General features: G+C 28.4%; 25 protein-coding genes. 24 read left to right on the plus strand and 1 reads right to left on the minus strand.

Annotation, left to right across the window (positions count from 1 at the left end):
- Positions 1 to 244: 244 nt before the first annotated feature.
- The 24 genes from LJD32_RS07210 to dusB all read left to right on the plus strand — a co-directional run bounded on the left by LJD32_RS07210 (position 245) and on the right by dusB (position 25,009).
- The gene (locus tag LJD32_RS07210) at positions 245 to 1,714 is read left to right on the plus strand and encodes a family 1 glycosylhydrolase (RefSeq protein WP_227392063.1); all 1,470 of its coding nucleotides are present in this window, start codon (positions 245 to 247) and stop codon (positions 1,712 to 1,714) included.
- 77 nt (positions 1,715 to 1,791) lie between these two features.
- Positions 1,792 to 2,358, plus strand: coding sequence for a DUF2232 domain-containing protein (locus LJD32_RS07215; protein WP_227392064.1), 567 nt, complete (start codon positions 1,792 to 1,794; stop codon positions 2,356 to 2,358).
- 44 nt (positions 2,359 to 2,402) lie between these two features.
- On the plus strand, positions 2,403 to 4,358 hold the full coding sequence (locus tag LJD32_RS07220; RefSeq protein WP_147579773.1) for a DHH family phosphoesterase: 1,956 nt from the start codon (positions 2,403 to 2,405) through the stop codon (positions 4,356 to 4,358).
- 5 nt (positions 4,359 to 4,363) lie between these two features.
- Positions 4,364 to 4,810: a 50S ribosomal protein L9 gene (gene rplI / locus LJD32_RS07225; RefSeq protein ID WP_227392065.1), complete on the plus strand. Its 447-nt coding sequence runs from the start codon at positions 4,364 to 4,366 to the stop codon at positions 4,808 to 4,810.
- An 11-nt stretch (positions 4,811 to 4,821) separates the two neighbouring features.
- Complete coding sequence (gene dnaB, locus LJD32_RS07230; protein WP_022001325.1) at positions 4,822 to 6,195, plus strand: replicative DNA helicase; 1,374 nt, start codon at positions 4,822 to 4,824, stop codon at positions 6,193 to 6,195.
- A gap of 11 nt (positions 6,196 to 6,206) precedes the next feature.
- On the plus strand, positions 6,207 to 6,821 hold the full coding sequence (locus tag LJD32_RS07235) for a thymidine kinase (RefSeq protein WP_032091176.1): 615 nt from the start codon (positions 6,207 to 6,209) through the stop codon (positions 6,819 to 6,821).
- 196 nt (positions 6,822 to 7,017) lie between these two features.
- Positions 7,018 to 7,992, plus strand: coding sequence for an AEC family transporter (locus LJD32_RS07240; protein WP_227392066.1), 975 nt, complete (start codon positions 7,018 to 7,020; stop codon positions 7,990 to 7,992).
- Between the two features lie 112 nt (positions 7,993 to 8,104).
- Positions 8,105 to 8,413 (plus strand): PadR family transcriptional regulator, encoded by a 309-nt coding sequence (locus LJD32_RS07245; RefSeq protein WP_032091177.1) that lies wholly within the window; start codon positions 8,105 to 8,107, stop codon positions 8,411 to 8,413.
- 4 nt (positions 8,414 to 8,417) lie between these two features.
- Positions 8,418 to 9,575, plus strand: coding sequence for a DUF2812 domain-containing protein (locus LJD32_RS07250; protein WP_227392067.1), 1,158 nt, complete (start codon positions 8,418 to 8,420; stop codon positions 9,573 to 9,575).
- A 118-nt stretch (positions 9,576 to 9,693) separates the two neighbouring features.
- Entirely contained in the window at positions 9,694 to 10,320 is a 627-nt protein-coding gene (locus tag LJD32_RS07255; RefSeq protein ID WP_227392068.1) for a hypothetical protein, read from the plus strand.
- Positions 10,321 to 10,514: 194 nt separating this feature from the next.
- On the plus strand, positions 10,515 to 11,438 hold the full coding sequence (locus tag LJD32_RS07260; RefSeq protein WP_227392069.1) for a hypothetical protein: 924 nt from the start codon (positions 10,515 to 10,517) through the stop codon (positions 11,436 to 11,438).
- Positions 11,439 to 11,632: 194 nt separating this feature from the next.
- Entirely contained in the window at positions 11,633 to 12,235 is a 603-nt protein-coding gene (locus LJD32_RS07265; protein ID WP_227392070.1) for a hypothetical protein, read from the plus strand.
- A 73-nt stretch (positions 12,236 to 12,308) separates the two neighbouring features.
- On the plus strand, positions 12,309 to 12,824 hold the full coding sequence (locus LJD32_RS07270; protein ID WP_227403811.1) for a hypothetical protein: 516 nt from the start codon (positions 12,309 to 12,311) through the stop codon (positions 12,822 to 12,824).
- Between the two features lie 114 nt (positions 12,825 to 12,938).
- Positions 12,939 to 13,727, plus strand: a complete 789-nt coding sequence (locus tag LJD32_RS07275; protein ID WP_227392072.1) for a YoaK family protein — start codon at positions 12,939 to 12,941, stop codon at positions 13,725 to 13,727.
- Positions 13,728 to 13,810: 83 nt separating this feature from the next.
- Positions 13,811 to 14,887, plus strand: a complete 1,077-nt coding sequence (prfA, locus tag LJD32_RS07280; RefSeq protein ID WP_022002396.1) for a peptide chain release factor 1 — start codon at positions 13,811 to 13,813, stop codon at positions 14,885 to 14,887.
- On the plus strand, positions 14,887 to 15,744 hold the full coding sequence (gene prmC, locus LJD32_RS07285; RefSeq protein WP_032091181.1) for a peptide chain release factor N(5)-glutamine methyltransferase: 858 nt from the start codon (positions 14,887 to 14,889) through the stop codon (positions 15,742 to 15,744). Before prfA ends, prmC begins: the two co-directional genes overlap by 1 nt.
- A 1-nt stretch (position 15,745) precedes the next feature.
- Complete coding sequence (locus LJD32_RS07290) at positions 15,746 to 16,243, plus strand: GNAT family N-acetyltransferase (RefSeq protein ID WP_032091182.1); 498 nt, start codon at positions 15,746 to 15,748, stop codon at positions 16,241 to 16,243.
- A gap of 153 nt (positions 16,244 to 16,396) precedes the next feature.
- Complete coding sequence (locus LJD32_RS07295; protein ID WP_227392073.1) at positions 16,397 to 18,577, plus strand: SpoIIE family protein phosphatase; 2,181 nt, start codon at positions 16,397 to 16,399, stop codon at positions 18,575 to 18,577.
- Between the two features lie 29 nt (positions 18,578 to 18,606).
- On the plus strand, positions 18,607 to 19,851 hold the full coding sequence (tilS, locus tag LJD32_RS07300; RefSeq protein ID WP_227392074.1) for a tRNA lysidine(34) synthetase TilS: 1,245 nt from the start codon (positions 18,607 to 18,609) through the stop codon (positions 19,849 to 19,851).
- A gap of 10 nt (positions 19,852 to 19,861) precedes the next feature.
- Positions 19,862 to 20,395: a hypoxanthine phosphoribosyltransferase gene (gene hpt, locus LJD32_RS07305; protein WP_022002391.1), complete on the plus strand. Its 534-nt coding sequence runs from the start codon at positions 19,862 to 19,864 to the stop codon at positions 20,393 to 20,395.
- Positions 20,396 to 20,407: 12 nt separating this feature from the next.
- Positions 20,408 to 22,357: an ATP-dependent zinc metalloprotease FtsH gene (gene ftsH / locus LJD32_RS07310; RefSeq protein ID WP_227392075.1), complete on the plus strand. Its 1,950-nt coding sequence runs from the start codon at positions 20,408 to 20,410 to the stop codon at positions 22,355 to 22,357.
- Positions 22,358 to 22,492: 135 nt separating this feature from the next.
- A complete protein-coding gene (hslO, locus tag LJD32_RS07315; RefSeq protein WP_022002389.1) occupies positions 22,493 to 23,362 on the plus strand; it encodes an Hsp33 family molecular chaperone HslO in 870 nt (289 codons plus the stop codon).
- A gap of 36 nt (positions 23,363 to 23,398) precedes the next feature.
- On the plus strand, positions 23,399 to 23,890 hold the full coding sequence (locus tag LJD32_RS07320) for a DUF1307 domain-containing protein (protein ID WP_032091186.1): 492 nt from the start codon (positions 23,399 to 23,401) through the stop codon (positions 23,888 to 23,890).
- A gap of 141 nt (positions 23,891 to 24,031) precedes the next feature.
- A complete protein-coding gene (dusB, locus tag LJD32_RS07325) occupies positions 24,032 to 25,009 on the plus strand; it encodes a tRNA dihydrouridine synthase DusB (protein WP_227392085.1) in 978 nt (325 codons plus the stop codon).
- A gap of 9 nt (positions 25,010 to 25,018) precedes the next feature.
- On the opposite strand, the gene LJD32_RS07330 is transcribed toward dusB, so the two are convergent.
- Positions 25,019 to 25,636, minus strand: a complete 618-nt coding sequence (locus tag LJD32_RS07330) for a TetR/AcrR family transcriptional regulator (RefSeq protein ID WP_175301754.1) — start codon at positions 25,634 to 25,636, stop codon at positions 25,019 to 25,021.
- Between the last annotated feature and the right edge of the window lie 138 nt (positions 25,637 to 25,774).

Consider the following 25,774-nt stretch of genomic DNA (forward strand, 5'->3'; position numbering starts at 1 on the left):
AAAGAAAATATAGATATCTTTGATTTTGAATTAAATGAAGAAGAAATGAAACAAATCTCATCATTAGATATGGGTTATTCAGGATCAAGAGCTAAACATTTTGATGTTGAATTTGTGGAAATGTGTTTAGCTAAAAAAATACATGATTAATGAGTAAGTATGATTATTTTCATTAAATGAAATAATCATGCTTTTTTTATATAAGGTGTTAAGATGGTTTTAGAGAAAAGCGGAGGATATTAAAATGGTAAAAAAATTTCCAGAAGGATTTTTATGGGGTGGCGCTGTTGCTGCTAACCAATATGAAGGTGGATGGAACGAAGGAGGAAAAGGTGTTTCTGTTTCAGACTGTGCCCGTCACCATTTAGATGTAGATGTTCAAGATTATGCTAAACAAAATGAAATTTCTACAAAAGAAATTTTAGAAGCAATGAAAAGTGATGATACAAGTCTTTATCCAAAAAGACATGGTTCAGATGGGTATCATCATTATAAAGAAGATATTAAATTATTTGCTGAAATGGGATTTAAAGTCTTTAGACTTTCTATTGCTTGGTCACGTATTTTCCCAAATGGAGATGACAAAGAACCAAATGAAGAAGGTTTAAAATTCTATGATGATATTTTTGATGAATGTCATAAATATGGTATTGAACCTTTAGTTACAATGTCACACTATGAACCACCAATCAACTTAGTATTAAATTATAATGGTTGGTATGATCGAGAAATTATTGATATGTTTGTTAAATATGTAGATGTTATTACTGATCGTTATAAAGATAAAGTCAAATATTGGCTAACTTTTAATGAAGTTGATTCAATGATTCGACATCCTTATACAACAGGAGGACTTGTAAGAGATCGTTTTGAAGGTAAAAACTTTACAGAAGTTATTTTCCAAGCAATGCATCATCAATTTGTCGCAAGTGCTCTTGCAACAAAAATTGCGCATGAAAAAAATCCAGACTGTAAAGTAGGATGTATGCTTACAAAATTAACTTATTATCCATATACTTGTAAACCAGAAGATGTTTTACAAGCACAACAAGATATGAGAAGTACGTATTGTTATAGCGACACTCAAGTCTTTGGAGAATATCCTGCTTATTTATTAACTAAATTTAAAAATGAAGGTTTAAATATTAAAATGGAAGAACATGATTTAGAAATCATGAAAAAATATCCAGTTGATTTTGTTTCATTTAGTTATTATTCATCAAGTTGTGTTGCTAAAGATGATGCTGGATTAAAGAAAACAGCTGCTAATACTAATATTGCGATTAAAAACCCTTATATTCCAAGTTCTGATTGGGGATGGCAAATTGATCCAATCGGTTTAAGAGTTTCTTTAGTAGATTTATATGATCGTTATAGAAAACCATTGTTTATTGTAGAAAATGGTTTAGGAGCTAAAGATGAACTTATTGATGGTAAAGTAGATGATCAATATCGTATCGATTATTTTGATGCTCACTTTAGAGAAATGTATAATGCAATCTATGAAGATGGTGTTGATTTAATGGGTTATACATCTTGGGGATGTATTGATTTAGTATCTGAAAGTACAAAACAAATGTCTAAACGTTATGGATTTATTTATGTAGATGCAGATGATTTAGGTAATGGTACTTATAAAAGATATAAGAAAAAATCATTTGATTGGTATAAACATGTTATTGGAACAAATGGAGCTTGTTTATTTGAAGACTAGAGATTCTAAGGAATCTCTTTTTTCTTTATATAAGTGACAGATAAGCGATAAAGTTGTATGATAATCACGGTGATGAAATGAATAGAGAAAAGACAAAACAAATTGTAACAGGAGCATTTATGGCAGCCCTTTTTGGTGTGTTATCGGTTGTAAATGTTTATACAGGAACGATGTTCGATATTATTTTTATTTATCTAATGACAGTTGCGTTAGCTTATTATACGTTTAAGTTTAATGCAAAGATGGCTTTTCTTGTCTTGTTTACAAGTACGTTTATTTTATTTTTAACAGGTGAATTATTTTTTACTTTGTATTCTTTTTTTACTTTACCATTAGGTATTTTATATATTTATTGTATAAAAAAGAATATTGATGGTAAATGGATTTTAAGAGTTTATAGTATGTTGAAGAATTTTGTTGTTTTATTTTTATTGAATTCTTTACTAGGTTTAAATACTTTTACAGATGCGAAAGATATTTATTATAGTATTGTAGGACTTTTTCCTTTTTTAGAAAGTGATTTTTTAAAGAATGGAATGTTTATTATTTTATGGATCGTCTTATCTTTTTCAGAAGTTTATATTATTAAAGTTTATACGAATCTATTTATCCTTCGAATGAATAAAAATAAGATGATGAAATAAATGAATTCATGTATAATATAAGGTAATAAAGAGGAGGGTATTTCATGATTAAGAAGCTTATGCAACTTAGAAATACAATAGTTGCTTTATTAGGTATAGAATTTGTATTAGCTTTATTAACTTATATGTTTTTACAAAATCGTGTTACTTTAGCTTTAATGATTTATATTTTAATAAAAAATGTTGTTTGTATCATTGTTCTCTATTATCTCCATAATATGTTTAGTGAAACAACTTATAGTGTTAAAGAAGCATTAAATAATGAATCAAAGAATGCTTTGATTTTTGGTGGAATAGGGCTTATTAAATATGATGAAAATAGAAATGTTGTTTGGGTCAGTGATTTATTACATGAACTTGGTATTCGTATCGTAGGGAAGAAATTACTTGAATGGCAACCTTTACTCGCAATACTTTTTGAAGATGAAGATGTTAGAACAATAGATATTAATTCTAGAAGATATGAAGTTTATAATTCTAGAAATAATCGTTTATTATTTTTAAAAGATGTAACAGATTTAACAACGATTGAAAAAGAATATAATGATCAACAATTATGTGTTGCCTATTTAACAATTGATAATTATGATGATTCTATTGAATATGCAGATGAACAAAAATCAGTCATGATTGAAACAACTTCAAGACAAATGATTTTTGATTGGGCCAAAGATAATGGAATTATCTTAAAAAGATATAAAGAAGATGGTTATTTAGCTGTTTTTAATGAAAGAATTTATCGTAAACAAGTAGAAGTTCATTTTTGTATTTTAGATGAATTTAAACAAAAGATGGAATCAATTGGTGCCGTGATGTCTTTATCAATGGGAATAGGAAGAGGATCTAAAGTTTTACGTGAATTAGATGAACTTGCTTTTAGTGCTATTTCTTTATCGTATTCTCGTGGTGGAGATCAAGTGGCAGTAAAAACATTAGATGAAGAAATTCGATATTTTGGTGGAAATAGTGAAAATAGTGAAAAAGCGAACCGTGTTAGAGCACGTGTTATTTCACAAACACTAGCAAGTTTAGTAAAACAAAGTCAAAATGTCTTTATTATGGGACATAAGCAATCTGATTTAGATTCTTTTGGAGCGAGTTTAGCGGTTGCTAAGTTTGTTAAAGCATTTGAAAAGTATGCTTATGTGATTGTTGATGAAAATTCTTTAGAAGAAAAAACAGGAAATATTGCACGTCGTTTAATGGCAGAAGATTTATATAAAGGAAAAATTATTTCTCCTGCAAAAGCTATTGATTTAATTGATGAAGATGCATTACTTATTTGTGTTGATAATCATAAGCCAGCATTGGCTATTAGTGAAGAACTTTTGGATAAGGCTGAAAAGATAGTCGTGATTGATCATCATCGTCGAGGGGAAGACTTTGTTGATTCACCAATTTTAACTTATTTGGAACCAGCTGCTTCTTCAACTGTAGAATTAGTGGTTGAATTATTTGAGTATCAAAGAGTTGAAATTGAAGTTTTACCAACAGAAGCAACTGTTATGTATGCGGGAATGTTGGTGGATACAAACTATTTTAGAAATCATGTTGGATCACGTACTTTTCAAATTGCTTCAAAGCTTAAAGAAAAACAAGCGAATGTTTCTAGAGCTTATGAGTTCTTGCAAGATGATTACAAAACGACACAAGAAAAAATGTCTATTTCAGCTAATGCATATCGTTTTGGAAATGATATACTAATAGCATATGGAAATGAAGAAGAAATTTATACAAGACCTCTACTAGCGAAAGTTGGTAATGAGTTATTAAATATTGCTGAAATTAAAGCGGTATTTGTTGCAGGACGCGTAGATAAGGATAAGATTGCTATTTCTGCTCGTTCTAAGACAGAGGTTAATGTACAGTTGATTATGGAAAAACTTGGAGGTGGTGGTCATTTTTCAATGGCTGCTTGTCAGGTTGAAGAAAAAACTGTTAAGGAAACGATCGATAAGTTAGAAGAAGCTATTGATCAATATTTGGATGAAAGAGGGTAAAAAAGATGAAAGTAGTTTTATTAGAAGATGTTAGAAAAGTAGGTAAAAAAGGTGATGTTGTCAATGTATCTGATGGATATGGACAAAACTTCTTAATTAAAAATAAATTAGCTGTTAAGGAAACAGCAGGTTCTAAAAAGATTTTAGAACAACAAAAAGAAGAAGCAAGATTACAAGATATTGAAAATAAGAAAAATGCGGAAGCACTAAAAGAAAAAATTGAAGGTATTACATTAGAATTTGTTTTAAAATCTGGTAAAGATGGTAAAACGTTTGGAAGTGTTTCAACAAAACATATCGTTGAACAATTAAGAGAAAAATATGATATTAGAGTCGATAAAAGAAAATTTATCAATGCACATCCAATTGGAGCATTAGGATATTCAAACTTAAAAGTTGAACTATATAAAGGAGTTATCGCTACTATTAGAGTTCACTTATCTGAAAAATAGGAGGGAGATTTATGCCAAGAGTTTTCCCACATGATTTAGAGGCAGAACGATCTTTACTGGGATCTATGCTTATATCAAAAGAAGCTTGCCAAGATATTTTGAATAAGTGTGAAGATAGAGATTTTTATGAAGAATCACATAAAGTATTATTCAATGCAATGAGTGAACTTTCGAGACAAAATATACCTGTTGATGTTACAACGATTACTTCTTATCTATTAGATCATAGCCAATTAGATAAAGTAGGTGGAGTAGAATACTTAAGACAATTAAGTGATTCAGTTCCAACTTTAGCTCATAGTGAATATTATTTAAAGATTATTCATAATAAATCGATTTTAAGAAAAATCATCAATGAAACAACAAAAATAGCTGAAAATGCTTTTGGAGATATTGAAGATATTGATGGTTTTATTGATGAAAGTGAAAAAACAATGTTGGCCATTACGAGAGATCGTAATGCTGGAGAGTTTGTTGACGTAAAAAAAGTTATTAGAGAAGTAACGGATCGTTTAAATAAATTACAAAGTATTGATGGTAATATTTCAGGTATTCGTACAAATTTTAGAGATTTGGATAAAATAACATCAGGACTTCAAAAAGGAGACTTGATTATTTTAGCGGCACGTCCAGCAATGGGGAAAACAGCTTTTGCCTTAAATATTGCTCATAATGTTGCTTTTAAATCAGAAGACCCAGTAGCTATTTTTTCATTAGAAATGCCTGCGAGTCAATTAGTACAAAGAATTATTTGTTCCATGGGTGGAATTGAAGGTTCTACCATGAGAACAGGTGAAATCTTGAAAACAAATGCAAATAAATACTATGCGGCAGCTGAAAGAGTCAGTAAATGTAATTTATACATAGATGATACGCCAGGAGTTAAAATCAATGAAATTGTCGCTAAATGTCGAAAATTAAAGCAAGAACATGGTTTAAAATTAATTGTTATCGATTATCTTCAATTAATTACTGGAAGTTCCAATAATCGAGAATCAAGACAACAAGAAGTCTCAGATATTTCAAGACAATTAAAAATGTTGGCCAGAGAATTAGATGTTCCTGTTATTGCTTTATCACAGTTATCACGTTCAGTTGAACAAAGACCAAATAAACGTCCAATGATGTCTGACTTGCGTGAATCAGGAGCCATCGAACAAGATGCCGATATCGTTACCTTTATTTATCGAGAAGGATATTATAAAGCAAGTGAAGGAAAAGAAGAGGAAGATAATGGTTTAACAGAAATTATTATCGCTAAACACAGAAATGGAGCAACAGGTGAAGTTAACCTTGCTTTTGAAAAGAATTTTAGTAGATTTACAGATTTAGCACCTATTGGTCCTGATGGAAGTAGTGCGGGTGTAAGAGATGTAAGAGGTTAGGAGAAGAAAGAATGTATCACCAATATCGAGAAGGATATATAGAAGTTATATGTGGATGTATGTTTGCAGGAAAAACAGAAGAATTGATTAGACGAATCAATGTTTTATCTTATGCGAAACAAAAAATATTAGTATTTAAACCTAAAATAGATGATCGCTATTCAGAAATAGAAATTGCATCACATTCAGGAAGAAAAGTCCCTTGTTTTGCAATTGATGATCCAGAAGAAATCTTAGATAAAGTGACAGATGATGTACAGGTTGTCGCTATTGATGAAGTTCAATTTTTTAATTCAAAGATCGTAGATGTTTGTGAATATCTTGCTGATAAAGGCGTTCGTGTCATGGTTGCAGGTTTAGATAAGGACTTTAGAGGTGAAGCATTTGGTGTAATGCCTGAACTTCTTACAAAAGGAGAATTTGTGACAAAGCTTACAGCTGTTTGTGCAAAATGCGGCTCACCGGCTACACGTACACAAAGACTTGTAGATGGTAAGCCAGCATCTTTTGATGATCCTGTTGTTTTAGTAGGAGCAGTTGATCATTATGAACCAAGATGCAGACATTGTCATGAAGTTGTCAACAAACCTATAAAAATTAAAAGAAGAACTAAAAGTTCACAATAAATTAACATAGATCCATTATTATAAGGGTGTAAAAGAAAACCTCCCCTTAATATAAACAAAGAAAAGGCACATGTTGAGATAACATGTGTTCTTTTTTATATCATCTAATAAATAATTATCAATGTAATAAAAAATAATTGATTTATACACTTAAATAGTGTACTATTCTAATAACTACTAGAGGGAAAGTGGTAATTTGAAAATAATATCTTTACAACTAGAGATATTCATCATCATTATTATAGGATACATATTTGCTAGAAAGGGAATTATTACTAAAGAAGTTAGAAAAAAATTAACAGATATCGTTATTGATCTTATATTGCCTGGTGCCATTATTAAATCATTTATGATGAAATTAACACCAGAGATTATAAGAGATACGGCAATTATTTTTATTGTTTCTTTTGTTATTCAACTTTCTTATAGTGTATTTAATCGTATTTTTTATAATCGCTTTGATGATTCAAAAGCAATTATTTTAAAATATGCGACTATTGTTTCTAATGCAGGATTTATGGGATTACCAATTGTAGAAAGTATTTATGGGCAAACTGGTTTATTATATGCTTCAATTGCTTTAATACCGCAAAGAATCTTTATGTGGAGTGCGGGTTTATCATTATTTACACAAACAGATTCTAAAAATATGATCAAAAAAGTTGTATTTCATCCATGTATTATTGCTGTTTATATTGGTTTACCTTATTTAGGATTTAATTTAGATTCTACAATTATTGCAGTGGTTATTATTTCTTTATATCATGGAGCTTATATTAGTGAAGTTGTTAGAGGTGGGATTGAGTCTGTTTCTCGTGGACAATTTGAAGCAGCTGAGTCTCAAGGCTTTACTTTTGTTCAAACAATCATATATATTATTTTATCCCAAACGATTAAATTAGTTATTCCTCAATTGTTACAAACAATTATTACAATATTTAAAGCTTCTTCTTATTTAAGTAAAATTTGTGTAGTTGACTTTATGTATCAAGGTAGACGTTTAATGGCTCATTTTTTTCAAGCAGATCAAATTATGTTTATCTTTGTTTATATGGCAGGAATTTACTTTATTATTAACTTTGGTTTATCGTTAGTAGTAAGACATATGACTTCAAAGAAACGTGAAGCTAAAAAACGTATGAAATTAAGTAGAAAATTGCAAACTGTATAGCCCCCTTATAAGGACAATGGAAACATTGTTCTTTTTTTGTTGTTATATATCGTTTAACGATATATAATAAAAATGAAAAAAGTATCGTTAAACGATATAGGAGATGAAATAAATGCCAAAAAGAGAAATGGAAGTATTGACCCCACAAATGTATTATGTATTACTTGTTTTACATCAACCAATGCATGGCTATGAAATTATGAATGAAATTACTCGGATTACTAATGGTGAAATCACTGTAGGAGCAGGTTCTTTATATACTTTATTACCAAAGTTTGAAAAAGAATGTTATATCAAATTAGTGAAAGTAGAAAATAATAAAAAAATCTATCAAATTACAAATCTAGGAAAAAAGAAATTACAAAAAGAAAAAGAAAGGATGCTTAAACAAATTTCATTATTAGATCAAATAGGAGGATAAAGATATGAAATACAAAAATGTCTTAAGAAATAGTTTGTATTTAGATGAAGAGTTACAAGATTATTTTAATGAAATGTCTAAAAAAGGATGGCGTTTAGATTTTGTTGGTTATTATTATCGATTTATAAAAGATGAACATGTTTATAAGTATCAAATAGATTACACCCCTATATCTAGTGAATATCAAGATATTTTAAAGGGAATGGGGTATCACGAAGTAAGAAATTCATTTGATGATTTTAGAGTTTTAGAAAATGAAAATGTTGATGCACCTGATTTAAATACAGAATTTGTTTTTGATAAAAATAATAAAATGAAACAATTTAAAAAGATTCGCTATTTTATTTATCCAATTTTAGCTTATTTCTTATTTTGGTTAGGTAAGATTTTTATAAAAGATATTGTAGAGATAGGTAAACCTGTTCTTTATTATGAAGGATTTGGTTCATTGTTGATGGGTATTGTTTTTATTGTTTTATCATTTGTACTCTTATTTGTGACAATTTTAAATTTTTCTATTTTATATGCATTAAAAAATGATAAAGATTTAAAAAGTTTAAAAAAACTAAACAGTATTAAAGATCATTTAAGTATTCTATTTTATATTTTGTTAGTAATAAGTGGTGTTTTTTACTTATTAAAATCATTTATAACATTAGATTTAAAAGTCATTGTTTATCTTTTACTTACATGTATTATAGGAGTAGTTTTATCACGTATTATTAAAAATAATAAATATAACAGTGCCATTGCTGCTTTTGTTGCTATTGCTATTTGTGGACTTATTTTTCCTCAGGTACAAATGGATGATTCATTATTTGAAAGTAGCACTGTTAAAACAAAAATTACAAATTATGAAAAAGATATAAAAGATACAACATGTACCTATCCACAATTAGATGTCTTGATTAAAAAAGATAAGTATAAAGATGAAATCTTTAAATACATCATTATCAAAACAGAACATGATACAAGAGATAATCAAAATTTTGAAAAAGCAGTAAATACAAAATCTAATGTCTCATGGGACAGTAATAAAACACAATATGTTCATTATGAAAAAGCTATTCAGTCCTTTAATAAAAAAGGAAATACATATGACAATGGAACATATGTAATTAAAATATTAAAAAATAGAATTATAACGAAATATAAAGAATAATGATATAATCAAGTCAAGATATTGCATAAGATATGATAATTTATTAGAATATAAATATAGGCTAAAATCGTATTAATTATAAGTATTAAGCAGTAATAATAAAAGAGGAGATAATATTATGCAATTAAAAAAATTAATTCCAGCATTTCTTGCGCTGATCGTGCTATGTGGATGTTCTAGCGGTTCTAATGATTCTACTAAAAAAGATAATAAAAGTAATAAAACCGAAACTTCAGAAACAGTTGATACTAAAGATTTAACCACTGTTAAAGGAACTATGGATGTACCAGAAGATTTAAAAGACAAATTCTTAACTGAATCTACTGTTGAATATACTGTTGACAAAAATGGATTAATTCATACATTAACTTTTCATAAAGTAACTAGTGAAGGACCAATTGATGTTGAAAATAGTAAAAATGGAACCTTAGCATATTTATCTGATGATAAAATAGATTCATGGAAAAAAGAAACTGAAGATGACTCTAAAATAAATGATAATGGATTTGAAGTTTCTTTAACATTAGGAGAAAAATTAGATAGTGAAGTTTCTTTAAATATGAATATTGATGAAGTAGGATATAAAGCAACTTATGACTTTTCTTTTAATTCATCAAAGGCTGATAAAACTGCTATTCAAGATGTAAAAGATAGTTTAGATGTAAAAATTAAAGATGGTAAGATTACAGAAAAATCTTTAAAGAAAATGTTAGAATTCTATTACATGACATACACAAATGAATAATAGAGAATAGTAATATATATTGAGAGTGAAAATCACTCTCTTTTGTTTAAAAAATGATATATATATTTACTATAGGGAGAACAGAAATGTGTGGCTAAATAACAAGGATGGTGTAAAAAAAATAATCTTCGCTCGCTGAGCAGCCACTTATTAACGATATTATGAAAAAGAAATTATTAACTATGATGTGCGTTATGTTTTTATTAACAACTGCAACTGGATGCTCATCAAATTCAAATAAACCAAATACAGATTCAAAAAGCAAAATCTCATCAGTCTTCTCAAAAAAAGAAGATAAATATTCAGTGGAAGCAATTGAAAAAAGAAATTTTGAAGAAGCAAAAAATATTCCTAGTGATGATAGTTTTGATATTTTAACTGAAGATACGGGAACTGAATACTGTAAACACGTCGCAAATATGTTCTATACGGAAGAAACGTGGGTATTAATGGAAGATACAACAAGAACAATGCCTTCTGCTGTAGAAATTTATTGCAATGATTATGGAGATATTCCTTCACAACGAGGAAAAAACGCAGAAAACTGGAAATTGTTTCCAGATAATCCTTCATCATATACAGAAGTTGGATTCATTCACTTTAAAGAAACACTTTCTTATTCTGAATTAAAAAAAGAAAAAGCAAACTTAGAAAAAAACGTAAAAAAATATTTTGGGAAAAATACTTTAGTAGATCATTCTCAAGAAAAAAACTGGACACCTCATCAATATGATAATGATATATTTAGTATCAAAGTTGCTGAAGCTAAATCATCTTCAGATTACAAAGTAAACGATGGAGATTATCAATTAGATTTTGCGTTCAATTTAAAAGCATTAAAAGAACAAGTAGGTAATTTGAACACTGAAAATATTAAAAATGGTTTTATCTGGTTGGGATTAGATTCATTTTATGATTCAGAACATAAATGTATTGATGGTTTTAAAATGTTATATAAACAAAATATTTTAGATATTATTCCTCAATTAGAAGGTGAGGAAGAACAAACTTATGAAATGGTACCAATGGATTCTTTTCCGATTATCTCTGTTAAAAAAACAAATGATTATGGAGATAAAATAGAATTTTGGGGTGGATTTTGTCATTCTCCATTGTAAAAGTGATAATTGTTTTTTTGTCTGTTATTAAGTAAAAAATTGAAAAATATATAAAAAATACGATTAAACTTTGAAAATCTTAAAATGTCATGATACGTTAATAATGGAAAATTTAATAAATGAATTTTCTTGCTACTAGTAGAATTAAATCATTGATTAATCAAAACACTTAAATAAAAAAAGGAGATATTTACATGGGGATTTATTCGATTTTTTTAGATAAAGATATGTATTTTGATAAGGGATGTAGTATAAATGGACGAAGTTTTAATCATTTAGCAGAATTTGTAAAAGTATATTTATCAAGTAATGACAAAATAAATAGGATTTACATAGCTGGAGCATGTTATTGCAGAAATTCTACAAGTGCAGATGAACTTGTGGAAGCTTGTTTTGGAAATAAAAGAAAATACAAAATTGCAACAATTAGTAGGTACAGAGGGTTTAATTATAAATTTGTGGATGATGCAATAAAAAAATTTCAAATATTTTTAAATACTTTAGTTAAGAAGAAATACGATCATAGAAAGATGATGTATTTCTTAATAGATGATGAAGTAGTAGCTATTTTAATTGGTTCAAGTAATTTTTCACGTAATACATATATGTATGATATAGCATCAGAAGCAGATATCCTATTGGTAAAAGAAGGAATGGGAAATGAAAAATTTATAAGTGGTTTGATAGAAAGTAATCAAAAAGAATTATTAATATCTAAAACATTAAAAAATAATAATGATAAATATTTACAAAAAATATTTGAAGAAAATTTAAGTCAGTTAACAGAAATAAAGTAATATGTGCAATGAAATGATTGTTAAAAAATTCATACTTATACTAAGTATAGTTATTATTGTTTATGGATTGGTTGTGCCAAAAAATGAATATGTAAATATATCTATTCAAAATGATATTTTTATAGATGTTCCAAATAGAGATAACATGGAAAACTATGCTAAATTAAAAGATAAATATCCAGCTTTTTCAAAGATGAATCTAGTAGATTTTGTAAATATGAAAAAATATAAAAAAATAAAAAATGGGATATATTTTTTAGGAAGTTCACGATGTATTAGTTGTCAAAATACTGCACCTATATTGAATTATGTATTAAAGAAAAATGGAATGTACGCATATTATATAGATATTATCGATAGTAATAATTATAACAATTTAGATTATCAAGAATTACGTAGTGAATTAAAAGATTATTTGAAAAATTATTTAGAAGATAAAAATGTTTTAACATACCCAGCAATATTTGTTGTAAAAAATCATAAGATTGTAAGCTACAAAGAAATTTCATTAAATAATTTATCAATCAAAAAAATAAATAATGAAACAATTAGCAAGTTTAATGATATTATAAATAAAGCTAAAAAATAGATTAGAAATGAATCAAATATTATAAGACGCATACCATACTTCGGTATGTGTTCTTTTTTTAATTCTATCTTGATAACAATTTATCATAGGATTATAATATTCGCGGTGAGAAATATGAAAGATTATGACGAAGTAGAACAGAATGTTGAACAATTAGAAAATGAATTAGAAGAGGTAGAGGAAGAGCTTGAACAAGAAGAAGAAGGCTTTCTAGAGTGTGAACGTTGGCGTTGTTTTTTATTATTGATTACTGTAGGTGGATTCTTTGGTGCTTATACTTTTTCAGTTAAAGGTGGCATTTTCTGTAATGCCCAAACGGCTAATATTGTTTTATTTGGAATGGCTTTAGGAAATATGGATTGGTCGAGAGCAGCTTATTTATTGATTCCTATTAGTTCTTATTTTATTGGAACCATGGTTTCTGAATATTTAGCTTTAAAAATAAAGAAATATAGAAAATTAAGATGGGATACTATTTTAATTGGTATTGAAATTATTACGGTTATTATTCTTGGATTGTTACCAAGTAGTGTTCCAGATCAAGTCTTTCAAGTAACGATTAACTTTATCTGTGCTATGCAGTTTAATACTTTTAGACAAGCAGAAAAGGTTGGGATGGCAACAACTTTTGTCACAAATCATATCAGACAAACAGGAAGTTTCTTTGTTCGTTGGTTAAGAAAAAGACATGAAAAGAAATATTTAAATCGTTCTTTAAGACATTTATGTATGATTTTATGTTTTATAGCTGGAGCAATTTTTTCAACTGTTTTATGTGCTTATTTTAAAGATCGTGCAATTTGGGGTGCCCTTATTTTCTTAGTTATTTTACAAGGGGACTTATTATATGCTGATTTAGTTAAAGAAAAAGAATTATTAGATCAAGTTCCAAATGGGCATTAACGCCCATTTTTTCTTGTTTAAATCGTGTATTTCATGTATTATTATTGTGCTATGAGTATAAAAAATTAATGGAGGTAAAAGCTATGAATGAAAGTATGTTAGATAGATTAGTATCTATGGAAAATAGATATGAAGAATTAGGTCATATGTTGATGGATCCAGATATTGGTACTGATATTAAAAAAATGACAGATGTTACAAAAGAACAAGCTTCTTTACAAGCTGCTTATGATTTGTTTCAAGAATATAAAGAAGTAAAAGATGGTATTGATGGTGCTAAAGAATTAATGAAGGAAAATGATCCTGAAATTAAAGAAATGGCAAAAATGGAATTAGATGAATTAGAAGAAAGAATGCCAGATATTATTAAAAAATTAGAATTAGAATTAATTCCTAAAGATCCAAATGATAATAAAAACGTTATCATGGAAATCCGTGGAGCTGCTGGTGGAGATGAAGGAAATATCTTTGCAGGTGATTTATATAGAATGTATGTAAAATACGCTGAAAGCCAAGGATGGAAAGTAGAAGTTATGGAAGCTGAAGAATCTGAAGCTGGTGGTTTCTCACTTATTTCATTCAATGTGATTGGTGATGGTGTTTATGGTAAATTAAAATATGAATCTGGATCACACCGTGTTCAACGTGTTCCTAAGACTGAAACACAAGGACGTGTGCATACTTCAACTGCAACAGTATTAGTTATGCCAGAAATGGAAGAAGTTGATGTACAAATCAATAAAAGTGATTTAAGAATTGATACTTATCGTGCAAGTGGTGCCGGAGGACAACATATCAATAAAACAGATTCAGCTGTTCGTATTACTCACTTACCAACAGGAATTGTGGCAACAAGCCAAGATGGACGTTCTCAACATGATAACCGTGATAAAGCAATGAAAGCTTTAGTAGCACGTGTTTATGATTACTTCCAATCTCAACAAACAGAAGCAATTGATAGTGAAAGAAAATCGAAAGTTGGTACAGGAGATCGTGCTGAAAAGATCAGAACTTATAACTATCCTCAAAACCGTGTAACAGATCATCGTATTGGACTTACAATTCAACAATTAGATCGTATTATTGAAGGTAAATTAGATGATATTATTACAGCATTAATCAATGAAGATCAACGTCTTAAATTAGAAGGACAAAAATAATGAAAACAGTTAGAGAATTAATTAAAGAAGCCGAAAGTAAATTGGATGATGAACATAAAGATGTCAATGTCGCAAAAGTCTTATTTTATCATCTTGCTAAAAAAGAACCTCATGAACTTTATTTAATGATGAATGAAGAAGTAGAACCCGAATTAGAAAAAGCTTTTCTTGCAGGAATGGAAGAATATTATCAAGGAAAACCTATTCAATATATTAAAGGTTGTGAAAGTTTCTTTGGTAGAGATTTTAAAGTGAATGAAGATGTATTGATTCCTCGTTATGAAACAGAAGAATTGGTAGAAAACATCTTATATCGTATAGATGATTACTTTAATGATTATAAAGAAATTCATTTATGTGATGTAGGGACAGGAAGTGGTGCTATTGCGATTACTCTTGCTTTAGAAGAACCACGTTTAAAAGTCATTGCGACAGATATTTCTAAAGAAGCTTTAGTTGTTGCTCAAGATAATGCGAAAACATTAGGGGCGAATGTTGAATTTAGAAATGGAGATATGTTACAACCTTTATTAGATACACATGAAAAAGTAGATATCTTTGTTTCTAATCCACCTTATATTCCTAATGATCAAGATATTGAAGCAATGGTTAAAGACAATGAACCTCATGTAGCATTATTTGGAGGAAATGATGGTCTTTATTTCTATCGTAAGATTTTTAAAGAAGTAAAACCTTTATTAAATGATCGTGCTTTATTAGCTTTTGAAATGGGATTTGATCAAAGAGAATTGATGGAAACAGCAATCAAGGAATTCTTTGGAGATTATCCTTTTGAAATTATTAAAGATATTAATGGAAAAGATAGAATGTTATTTATCTATTATAATTTAAAATAATATGAATATAGAAACAGAAAGACTCATAATCAAGCCACTTACATTAGATGATGCCAGACGTTTTAGTGAATATCGTGATAAAGAAGAAGTTGCAATGTATCAATCATGGGATGAATATCCTTTAAATAAGGCTATTAACCGTATTGAATATTGTCAAAAACATCCATTTCATGGACAAATTGGTAACTACCAATTTGGTCTTTATTTAAAAGAAAACAATCAGCTTATTGGAGATATTTTTATTGAAATAGATGGGCATACAACTTTTACTTTAGGATATACTTTAGATAGTGTTTACTGGTCTAAAGGATATGCAAGTGAAGCATTAAAGAGTGTATTTAAGGCAATGCATGAAACATATTCTTTTAAAATATGTTTATGTCATGTATATGAAGATAATATAAAATCAATTAATCTATTAGAAAGAAATGGATTTGATAAAATCCATAAATCTTGGTTTTACCAAGATGTACTTTATCGTAAAATGTTAAATAAATAGAGAAAATAGAATTATTCATATTTTTTCTTAAAATGAGTGTGGTCTTGCTAAGTAGACAAAGCAAAATAAAAGGCATCAATTTAAAGATGTCTTTTTTTTAGTGACAAAATATTTAAAATAAACTCTATATAATGATTACGAGGTGGAAATAAAATGGATTTAGTTATCGTCAATAAACAAAAACACGTGCACTATATTTTACCAATCATTATATTTTTTAGTACCATTATTTTAAGCTATGCTAAAATACAAGAAACAGCCTTACCTTTTTTATTACCTTTATTTATTGTATCGTTTTATAGTGGATATCTGTATCTTATGTGCTTTTTAACAGCGATTATAGGAATATCGATTATTAATCAAGATACATTTACAATTGTTGTCATCATTACTTTATTACTGACAATTTATCTTCTTAACTTTACACATCTATTAAGAACAAAGTATATTTCTTTTATTATGACAGCAATTTTGATTCCATTTTTTTATGCGAATCATTACAACATCTTACAAACAACAGTTCTAGTCATGTTAACGTTATTTAATTGTTATCTTGATCAAGAAATTATTCCTTTAATTATTCATCAAAATAAAAATGTTTTAAATATAAAAAGATTACAAGCTTTAATTGTTGTTGTCTGTACATTATTTATTAGCTTTATTCCTTTTAATACAACATATACAATGATTTTTTTAAGATATTTCTTATTGATTTCTATTTACTATTTATCAATTGAAAAAGTCATGCCTATTATTTTATATCTTTCTATTCTTTTAATGCTCATTGCTCCTTCATTAAAAGATGATGTCTTATCCTTAATATTACCAATGAGTTTCTTTTTTATGATACAACCTAAAAACAAATATCTATTCATGTCTATTTTCTTATTATCACATATTACACTACCATTTTTTATTAATTACAATTACTTCTATTATGCCTTTGTGATTCTTGTTCCAGTTTTTTTATTTATGATTTCTCCACAATTTAAAAATAAAAAAATAAAGATCAATCCAGAATTTATAGAAATAAGTTATCAAGAACAACTTAAAAGTAAAGCAGATGCTTTTGCATCTTTATTTCATCAACTCACAGAGGTTTTTAAAGAAGAAAATCAAGAAACCCATTTATCTGAATATGTGGGATATGTTTATGAGGATGTGTGTCATCATTGTTCTTCTAAAAAATATTGTTTTTATAGTCAAGAAGGAATGAGTCGTTTAGGTAAGTTGATTTCTAAGGGGATTCAAAAAGATTTAGAGGTAGATGATTATAATTATATTTATCAACATTGTTTAAAGCCGGATGATTATTTAAAGAGTTTAAAGAATCATCAAAAAGGTTATTTTAAGATGTTAAAAGTTAATCATGCACATGATCATTTAAAAAAAGATTTATTTCAAGAGTTTTCAATCATGGGGCATGTTTTTCAAAACTTTTCTAAAAAGATAGATGAACAAGATAATGAAAAGAAAATCTTAGAACATTTAAAAGCGTATCATTTTGAAGTGTATTATTTAAAGAAAATAAAAAAAGATTATGAAAATTATATGTTAGAAATAGGAATAGAAGATATAGATGAAAAAACTGTAACAGAAGAACTTATTCCTATTTTAGAAAATTATTTAAATGAATCATTAGATCTTGTCTCTATTAAAAAACAACATCTTCAAATAGGCTATACTTCAATTTTATTAAAACATGAACTTAAATATACATTACAACTTGCGAAAAAACAATATGCTTTAGATCAACAATGTGGAGATAGTATTCTTACTTTTGGTTTAGATGAACATCATTATGTAGCTTTATCTGATGGTATGGGACAAGGTTATATTGCTTATAAGGAAAGTAAATTGACATTAGATGTCTTAAGTCAATTGCTTAAAAATGGCATTCAATTAAGAGATACATTGAATACTTTAAATACGTTATTAAAGATAAAGAATCAAGGAGATATGTATACGACATTAGATTTATTTGATTTTAATTTAATGAATTCAAGATTAAAAGTAATTAAATATGGAGCTTATGAAAGTTATTTAATAAGAAATCATCAAATAGATGTTTTACATTCACATTCTTTACCAGTAGGAATGGCTTCTACAATGAAGATGGTTTCTTATGATATGAAAATCAAAGAAAATGATATATTGATTCTTACAAGTGATGGAGTAGGAGAACATTTCTTTGATTTATTAAAAAAATATCAAGAAGAAATTGAAAAGATGTCAGTTTATGAAATTGTTTCCTTTCTTTTTCAAAAATCTTTTCAAAAGAAAGATCTAGATGATATGAGTATTATTGTTATTAAAGTGGTCAATAGAAATTAGAGATATGCTATAATACAAGCGGTGAGATTATGTTAGATGAAAGTTTATTAGATAAAAATAGAAAATATCTTGTAGGAGTATCAGGTGGCGTCGATTCGATGGCTTTATTAGATATGTTGGTTAAAAAAGCATACAATGTCATTGTTGTACATTATAATTATCATTTTAGAGAAGATAGTGATCTTGATGAAAATCTCGTACGTAGTTATTGTCAAAATCATCATCTTCCTTTTTATGTAAGACAAGGAGATAAAAAAGAATATCAAAAAGGTAATTTTGAAATGTTAGCAAGAGAAAAAAGATATGCTTTTTATAAAGAAATAGGTGATTTAAATGGAATTGATACGATTATTTTAGGGCATCATTTAAATGATCATTTAGAAACGATCGTGATGCAATTACAAAGACATAATACAAAGGGATATTTGGGTATAAAAGAACAATCTTATGTTAAAAATATGCATGTTGTAAGACCCTTATTAAAGTTAAAAAAACAACAACTTATAGATTATTGTACTAAAAATCATCTTGAATATCATGAAGACTATACAAACTATGATACACGTTATACACGTAATCATGTAAGACATATCGATTTAAAAAAATATAGTGAACAAGAATTATTAGAAAAGGCAAGTAAACATAATCAACAATACAAAAAACAACAAGCTAATCTCCAACAAATTTATCAAGAATATGATCAAAATCATTTCTTGTATTTAGATAAGTTACCAACAGAATCATTAGATCAAATCATTTATTATATGTTAAAAAAAGATATCTATCCACCACTTATAACAGAAAACTTAGTACAAGAAATTATTAAACAAATTCATTCACAAAAACCAAATATTGAAATATCATTACCTGTTAATTTTGTGTTCATAAAAAAGTATAATAATATAGCCGTTAGAAAAAAAGAAATTGACGATACTTATTATGTAAAGTATGAATCTTTTTATAAAGATCAACAATTACATTATTTTTTAACAGATCAAGGACATCTTCACGATGGTGTTTTTCTTTCAAAAGAAGACTTTCCAATAGTTATCAGATGTTTTAAAAATGGTGATACAATCAAAACATCTGGAGGAACAAAAAAGGTCTCTAGGCTATTTATAGATCGTAAAATTCCTAGAGATGAGCGTAAAATATGGCCAATCGTTGAAAATTGCCATGGTGAGATCATTTTGATCCCACATATCGCCAAAAATATCAAGTATTTATATACAAAACCAAATGTTTTTGTGATAAAATATGACACATGTAAGTGAGGTGTAAGGTATGCACAAGGATATAAAAGAAATATTATATACAGAAGAAGAAATTAAGGCTAAATGTGATGAATTAGCAAAACAAATTGATCAAGATTATGCTGGTCAAGAAATTTTATTAGTTGGTTTATTAAAAGGTTCAGTTCCATTTATGGCAGAACTTGCTAAACATTTAAAAAGTGATGTTAAGTTCGACTTTATGTCAGTAAGTAGTTATAGTGGTGTTGAATCTAAAACATTAGTTGTTAGACAAGATATTAAAGAAGATATTCGTGGTAAGAATGTTTTAATCGTAGAAGATATTTTAGATACTGGAAAGACTTTATATAACGTTAAAGAAATGTTAGAAAAAAGACATGCTAAGAGTGTTAAAATCGTGACTTTATTAGATAAAGAAGAAGGTCGTGTTTTTGATATGAAAGCTGATTATTCAGGATTTAAAATTCCTAATGCCTTTGTTGTAGGATATGGTCTTGATTTTAATGAACGTTATCGTCAATTACCTTATATAGGTATTTTAAAAGAAGATTGTTATAAAAAATAGTTAGGAGATTTTATGGGAAATAAAAAAGGATTGTTGAAGTCTATCCTACCATGGCTTATTGTACTGATGGTTATTTCTGTGGCAATTCCTTTCTTTAATCAAAGTGAATCGTCAGAAATTAGATATGATAAGTTTATAGAGATAGTTCAAAAAGAAAAAGTAAAAGATGTAGAAATCGTTCCTAAATCATTAGTCATTGATGTGAGTGGAACATATTCTAAAAAAGCAAGCAATGGTAAAAAAGAAGATACTAAATTCTCTGTTGTTATTCCAAGAACAGAAACAGAATTAGATTCTTTAATTAGCTTGTTAGATGAAAATGGTACAAAAATCAATGTTGTCAATGATGCTGAAAGAAATCAATTATTGAACTTCATTGTAAGCTTATTACCATACTTGATCTTATTTGGAGGAATGTTCTTCTTCTTGAAGATGATGTCAAATACTGCTGGTGGTAATAATAAAGCCTTTGAATTTGGTAATTCAAGAGCTAAACTAGAAAAAAATTCTAAAACACATTTTAGTGATGTTGCTGGAATGGATGAAGAAAAAGAAGAAGTTAGAGAATTAGTTGACTTCTTAAAAACACCAAAAAAATTTGCTGATATGGGTGCTAAGATCCCACGTGGTGTTTTACTTGTAGGTCCACCAGGGACAGGGAAAACATTACTTGCTAGAGCGGTAGCAGGTGAAGCAAACGTTCCATTCTACTCAATTTCAGGTTCTGAATTCGTAGAAATGTTCGTTGGTGTTGGGGCTGGACGTGTAAGAGACATGTTCAAAAAAGCAAAACAAACAGCACCATGTATTATCTTCATTGACGAAATTGATGCAGTTGGTCGTCAAAGAGGTACTGGTATGGGTGGAGGACACGATGAACGTGAACAAACACTTAACCAATTATTGGTTGAAATGGATGGTTTCTCTGGAAATGAAGGAATTATCGTTTTAGCAGCTACAAACCGTGCAGATGTCTTAGATCCAGCTTTACTTAGACCAGGTCGTTTTGATAGACAAATCCAAGTAGCTAATCCAGATAAACGTGCACGTAGTCAAATCTTAAAAGTTCATGCAAGAAATAAACGTTTTACACCAGATGTTAATTTTGATAACATCGCTCAACGTACACCAGGGTTCTCTGGGGCTGAACTTTCAAACGTTTTAAATGAAGCTGCCTTACTTGCTGTAAGACAAAATCATGATTTAATTACAATGGCTGATATTGATGAAGCGGTGGATCGTGTTATGGGTGGACCTGCTAAGAAATCACGTAAATATACGGAAAGAGAAAGACGCTTAGTGGCTTACCATGAAGCAGGACATGCTTTAATAGGTTTAACTTTAGAAGATGCCAATAAAGTACAAAAAGTTACAATTGTTCCTCGTGGACAAGCAGGTGGTTATAACTTAATGACACCTAAAGAAGAAACATATTTCCAAACTAAGAGTCAATTAAAAGCAACTATTTCAGGATATATGGGTGGACGTGTGGCTGAAGAAGTCTTCTTTGGAGATGTAAGTTCAGGAGCACACAACGATATTGAACAAGCAACTCGAATTGCGAGAATGATGGTTACTGAATTAGGTATGTCTGAACTTGGACCTATTCAATATGATTCTGAAAATGGACAAGTTTTCTTAGGTAGAGATTATACACAAAGAAGTAATACACATTCCGGACAAATTGCTTATGAAATTGATGTTCAAGTACGTAAAATTATTGATGCTTGTTATCAAGAAGCAACAAATATTATTGAACAAAATAAAGAAAAACTTATTTGTATTGCAGAAGCATTACTTGAATATGAAACATTATCTGGTGAAGATATTGAATCTTTATACAATACAGGTAAAATGTTAGAACATCATGATGGAACTTTAACTGAAGAACCTGTTCAAGAAGTTAAAGAAGAAAAACCATCAATTGATGATCAAGATGATTTATTAGATGAAATGAAATAAAGCGAATTTCGCTTTTTTTCATTTAGAAAGGGGATAAATATGAGTACACGAACAAAGAGAATTGTAATCATCTTAATCGCTTTAAGCATGATTATTCCGATATTTTCTTCCGTGTTCTTTTTATAGAAAAGAAAAATGAAAGATTATTTAGTAAGAGGATTAGTCAATAGTAAAAATTGTCGTGTGTTTGCCTGCCAAACAACGAATTTATTAGAAAAAGCAAGACAAGAACATGATTTATGGCCAACAGCATCTGCTGCTCTTGGAAGAATGATGTCAGCTACTCTTATGATGGCTGCAATGAATAAAAATAATGAAAAAATGACTGTCACAATTAATGGTGGAGGACCAATTGGTACGATGATGGCTGTTACGCGTGGTGATGGACATATTAAAGGTTTTGTAGGTGATCCACATGTTCATTATACTTATAATGATACTGGACATTTAGCAGTAGGTGTGGCTGTTGGAACACAAGGAACGTTACAAGTGATTAGAGATATGGGGTTAAAAGAACCCTTCTGTGGAACAGTACCACTTCAAACAGGTGAAATTGGTGATGATTTTTCTTATTATTTCATGGCAAGTGAACAAACTCCATCAGTTGTTTCTGTAGGCGTTTTAGTTGATGAAACAAATGAAATCTTATCTTCAGGTGGTTTTATTATTCAATTATTGCCAGAAGCTACTGAAGAAGATATTTCTTATATTGAAGAAAAAATAAAAGATTTCCCTGCTGTTTCTTCATTGATTCATGAAGGAAAAACACCAGAAGAAATCTTAAAAATGATTTTTGATGATGTTGAAATTACAGATCGACAAGATCTATTCTTTACTTGTGATTGTTCAAGAGAAAAGATGATCAATGCTTTATCAACTATTGGAAAACAAGAACTTCAAAGTATGATTGATGAAGATCATGGTTGTGAAATTACATGTCAATTCTGTAATACAAAATATCAATTTAGTGAAGAAGAATTGCAAAATTTAATAAATCGTTTATAATCACATTGAAAAATGTGATTTTTTAAAGGAGAAAAAATGGAAAACAAGAAGAAATTAATAGCTTTAGTAATAGGAATTATACTTATTATCTTAGTAGGTGGACTTGTTTTCTATCTAACAAGTCATTTAACGAAAACAACGATTTGTAAAGGAAAACTAGATATGATTACAACGGAAGAAGTGGAAGTCATTTCTAGTGATGAAAAAGTTAAAGAAACAAAAACACAAGTTACATATGATTACAGTGATTATGTTTCAGATATGTATCCTATTTCTTACTACAAAGATTATATAAAAAATAGTAATAAGTTTTATAAAGATATAAATGGTGTTAAAGCTTCTTTAAAAGTTAAAGGAAATAAAGTGATTTATACAGTTGATATTCAATACGATAGTGATTATATGAAGGATTTAGTAGAAGCAGGACTTGTAAGTACTAATGGAAGTTATAAGGATATAGAGTATATCTCTTTACAAGATACATTAAAAAATCAAGAAAATGCTGGTTTAACGTGTAAAGAAAAATAAAGGCTCATGCCTTTATTTTTCTAGGAAATCAACTCTTATTAAGATAACTTATATCTATTTAGGGGAGGAAAATAGAGGGAATATATAAGTTATCTGTTTATATTATGTACAATTGTTTAAATTATATACAGGAGGAATTAAATTTTGAAAATTAGAGATATAGAAATCAAAAATCCCGTAATTATGGCACCAATGGCTGGTATTACTAATATGGCTTTCCGTAAAATTGTGAAAGAATTTGGGGCAGGTCTTGTTTATTCTGAAATGGTCAGTGATAAAGCAATTTGTTATGGAAACCAAAAAACAATTGAAATGTTACAAGTAGATGAAGGAGAACATCCTGTAAGTATTCAATTATTTGGTGGTGAAGTAGAAAGTATGGTACAAGCGGCAAAATTTATTGATCAACATTCAAATTGTGACATTATTGATATAAACTGTGGATGTCCTGTTAATAAGGTTTTAAAGGCAAATGCGGGAAGTAAACTTCTTCAAAATCCTCAATTAATTTATGATATTGTCAGTAATATTGTCAAAAACGTAAGTAAACCAGTAACTGTTAAAATTAGAAGTGGTTTTGATAAGGAACATATTAATGCGGTAGAAGTAGCTAAATTAATTGAAAAAGCAGGAGCTAGTGCCATTGCTGTTCATGGTAGAACACGTTCACAAATGTATGAAGGTCATGCTGATTGGTCAATTATTAAAGAGGTTAAAGAAGCAGTTAGTATTCCTGTTATTGGAAATGGTGATATTAGAAGTGTAGAAGATGCTAGAAGAATGCTTGAAGAAACAGGCTGTGATGCAATTATGATTGGTCGTGCAGCACTTGGAAATCCATGGCTTATTAAACAAGTTGTAGAAAGTTTAGAACATGGAACAGAGATACCTGAACCAACTTATAAAGAAAAAATAGCATGGTGTTTAACACATGCTAAAAGGTTGATGACGATTGAACCTGAAAGAATTGCTATGTCACAAATGAGAGGACATGCTCCTTGGTATATCAAAGGTTTAAAAAATTCGTCTGCTGTTAAAAATGAACTTTCAAAAGTAAATACGTATGAAGAATTAGAAAAAATTCTTAAAGATTATGAACAATTTTTAGATACATTATAAAAAAGAGCTTTAAAGCTCTTTTTCATTAATAAGTAAACGAATCGTTTTATAGAGATGAGGTTTAAATTCATCTATTGGAAGTGGTTGTTTTTCAACAATTGAAGTAAAAACAGTTGAACTGACAAGTTCAATAATCATAAATAAAGTCATTTCAGGATATTCTAAAGGAATATCCTTTTCTTTTACTTCTCTTATAAATAATTCCTTAATTCCTAATTCTTCACTATCTAATAAATCAGTTAACTTTTCACTATAAAGTCCTAAAGACAAGTTCTTTTGAATAAACTTAAGAATGTTAGGACGATCAATTAATTCATTAATAATAGAATCTATAATAAAAACAATTTTATCATCTAAACGATCAAAGTGATGTTGATTGGCTTTTTTACAAGCATTCGCAAAGAATTCATGAGAAGTCTTTGCAAGTAAAACATCTTGAAGTTCATATTTATCTTTAAAATACAAATAAAAAGTTCCTTTAGCAATTCCTGCTTCATGAACAATATCTTGAATAGATGTTTTTTTAATTCCTTTTTCAGTAAATAAATGTAAAGCGGTATTTAAAAGCTTACGTTCTTTTTCTTGTTTATTATCATTTATCTTTGATTTTATATCTTGAATTGCCATTTTAACACATCCTTTTAGAAATATTTTATGTTCTAAAATTTAAAAAGTCAAATAAAAATATAAAAAAATGACTTTTAGTCATTTATATATTGACCGATGGTCATTTAAATGCTACTATCATAACTGACCAAAGGTCAT

Origin of the sequence: Faecalibacillus sp. TM498, assembly GCF_020589955.1 — a bacterium.
Lineage (GTDB): Bacteria > Bacillota_I > Bacilli_A > Erysipelotrichales > Coprobacillaceae > Faecalibacillus > Faecalibacillus intestinalis.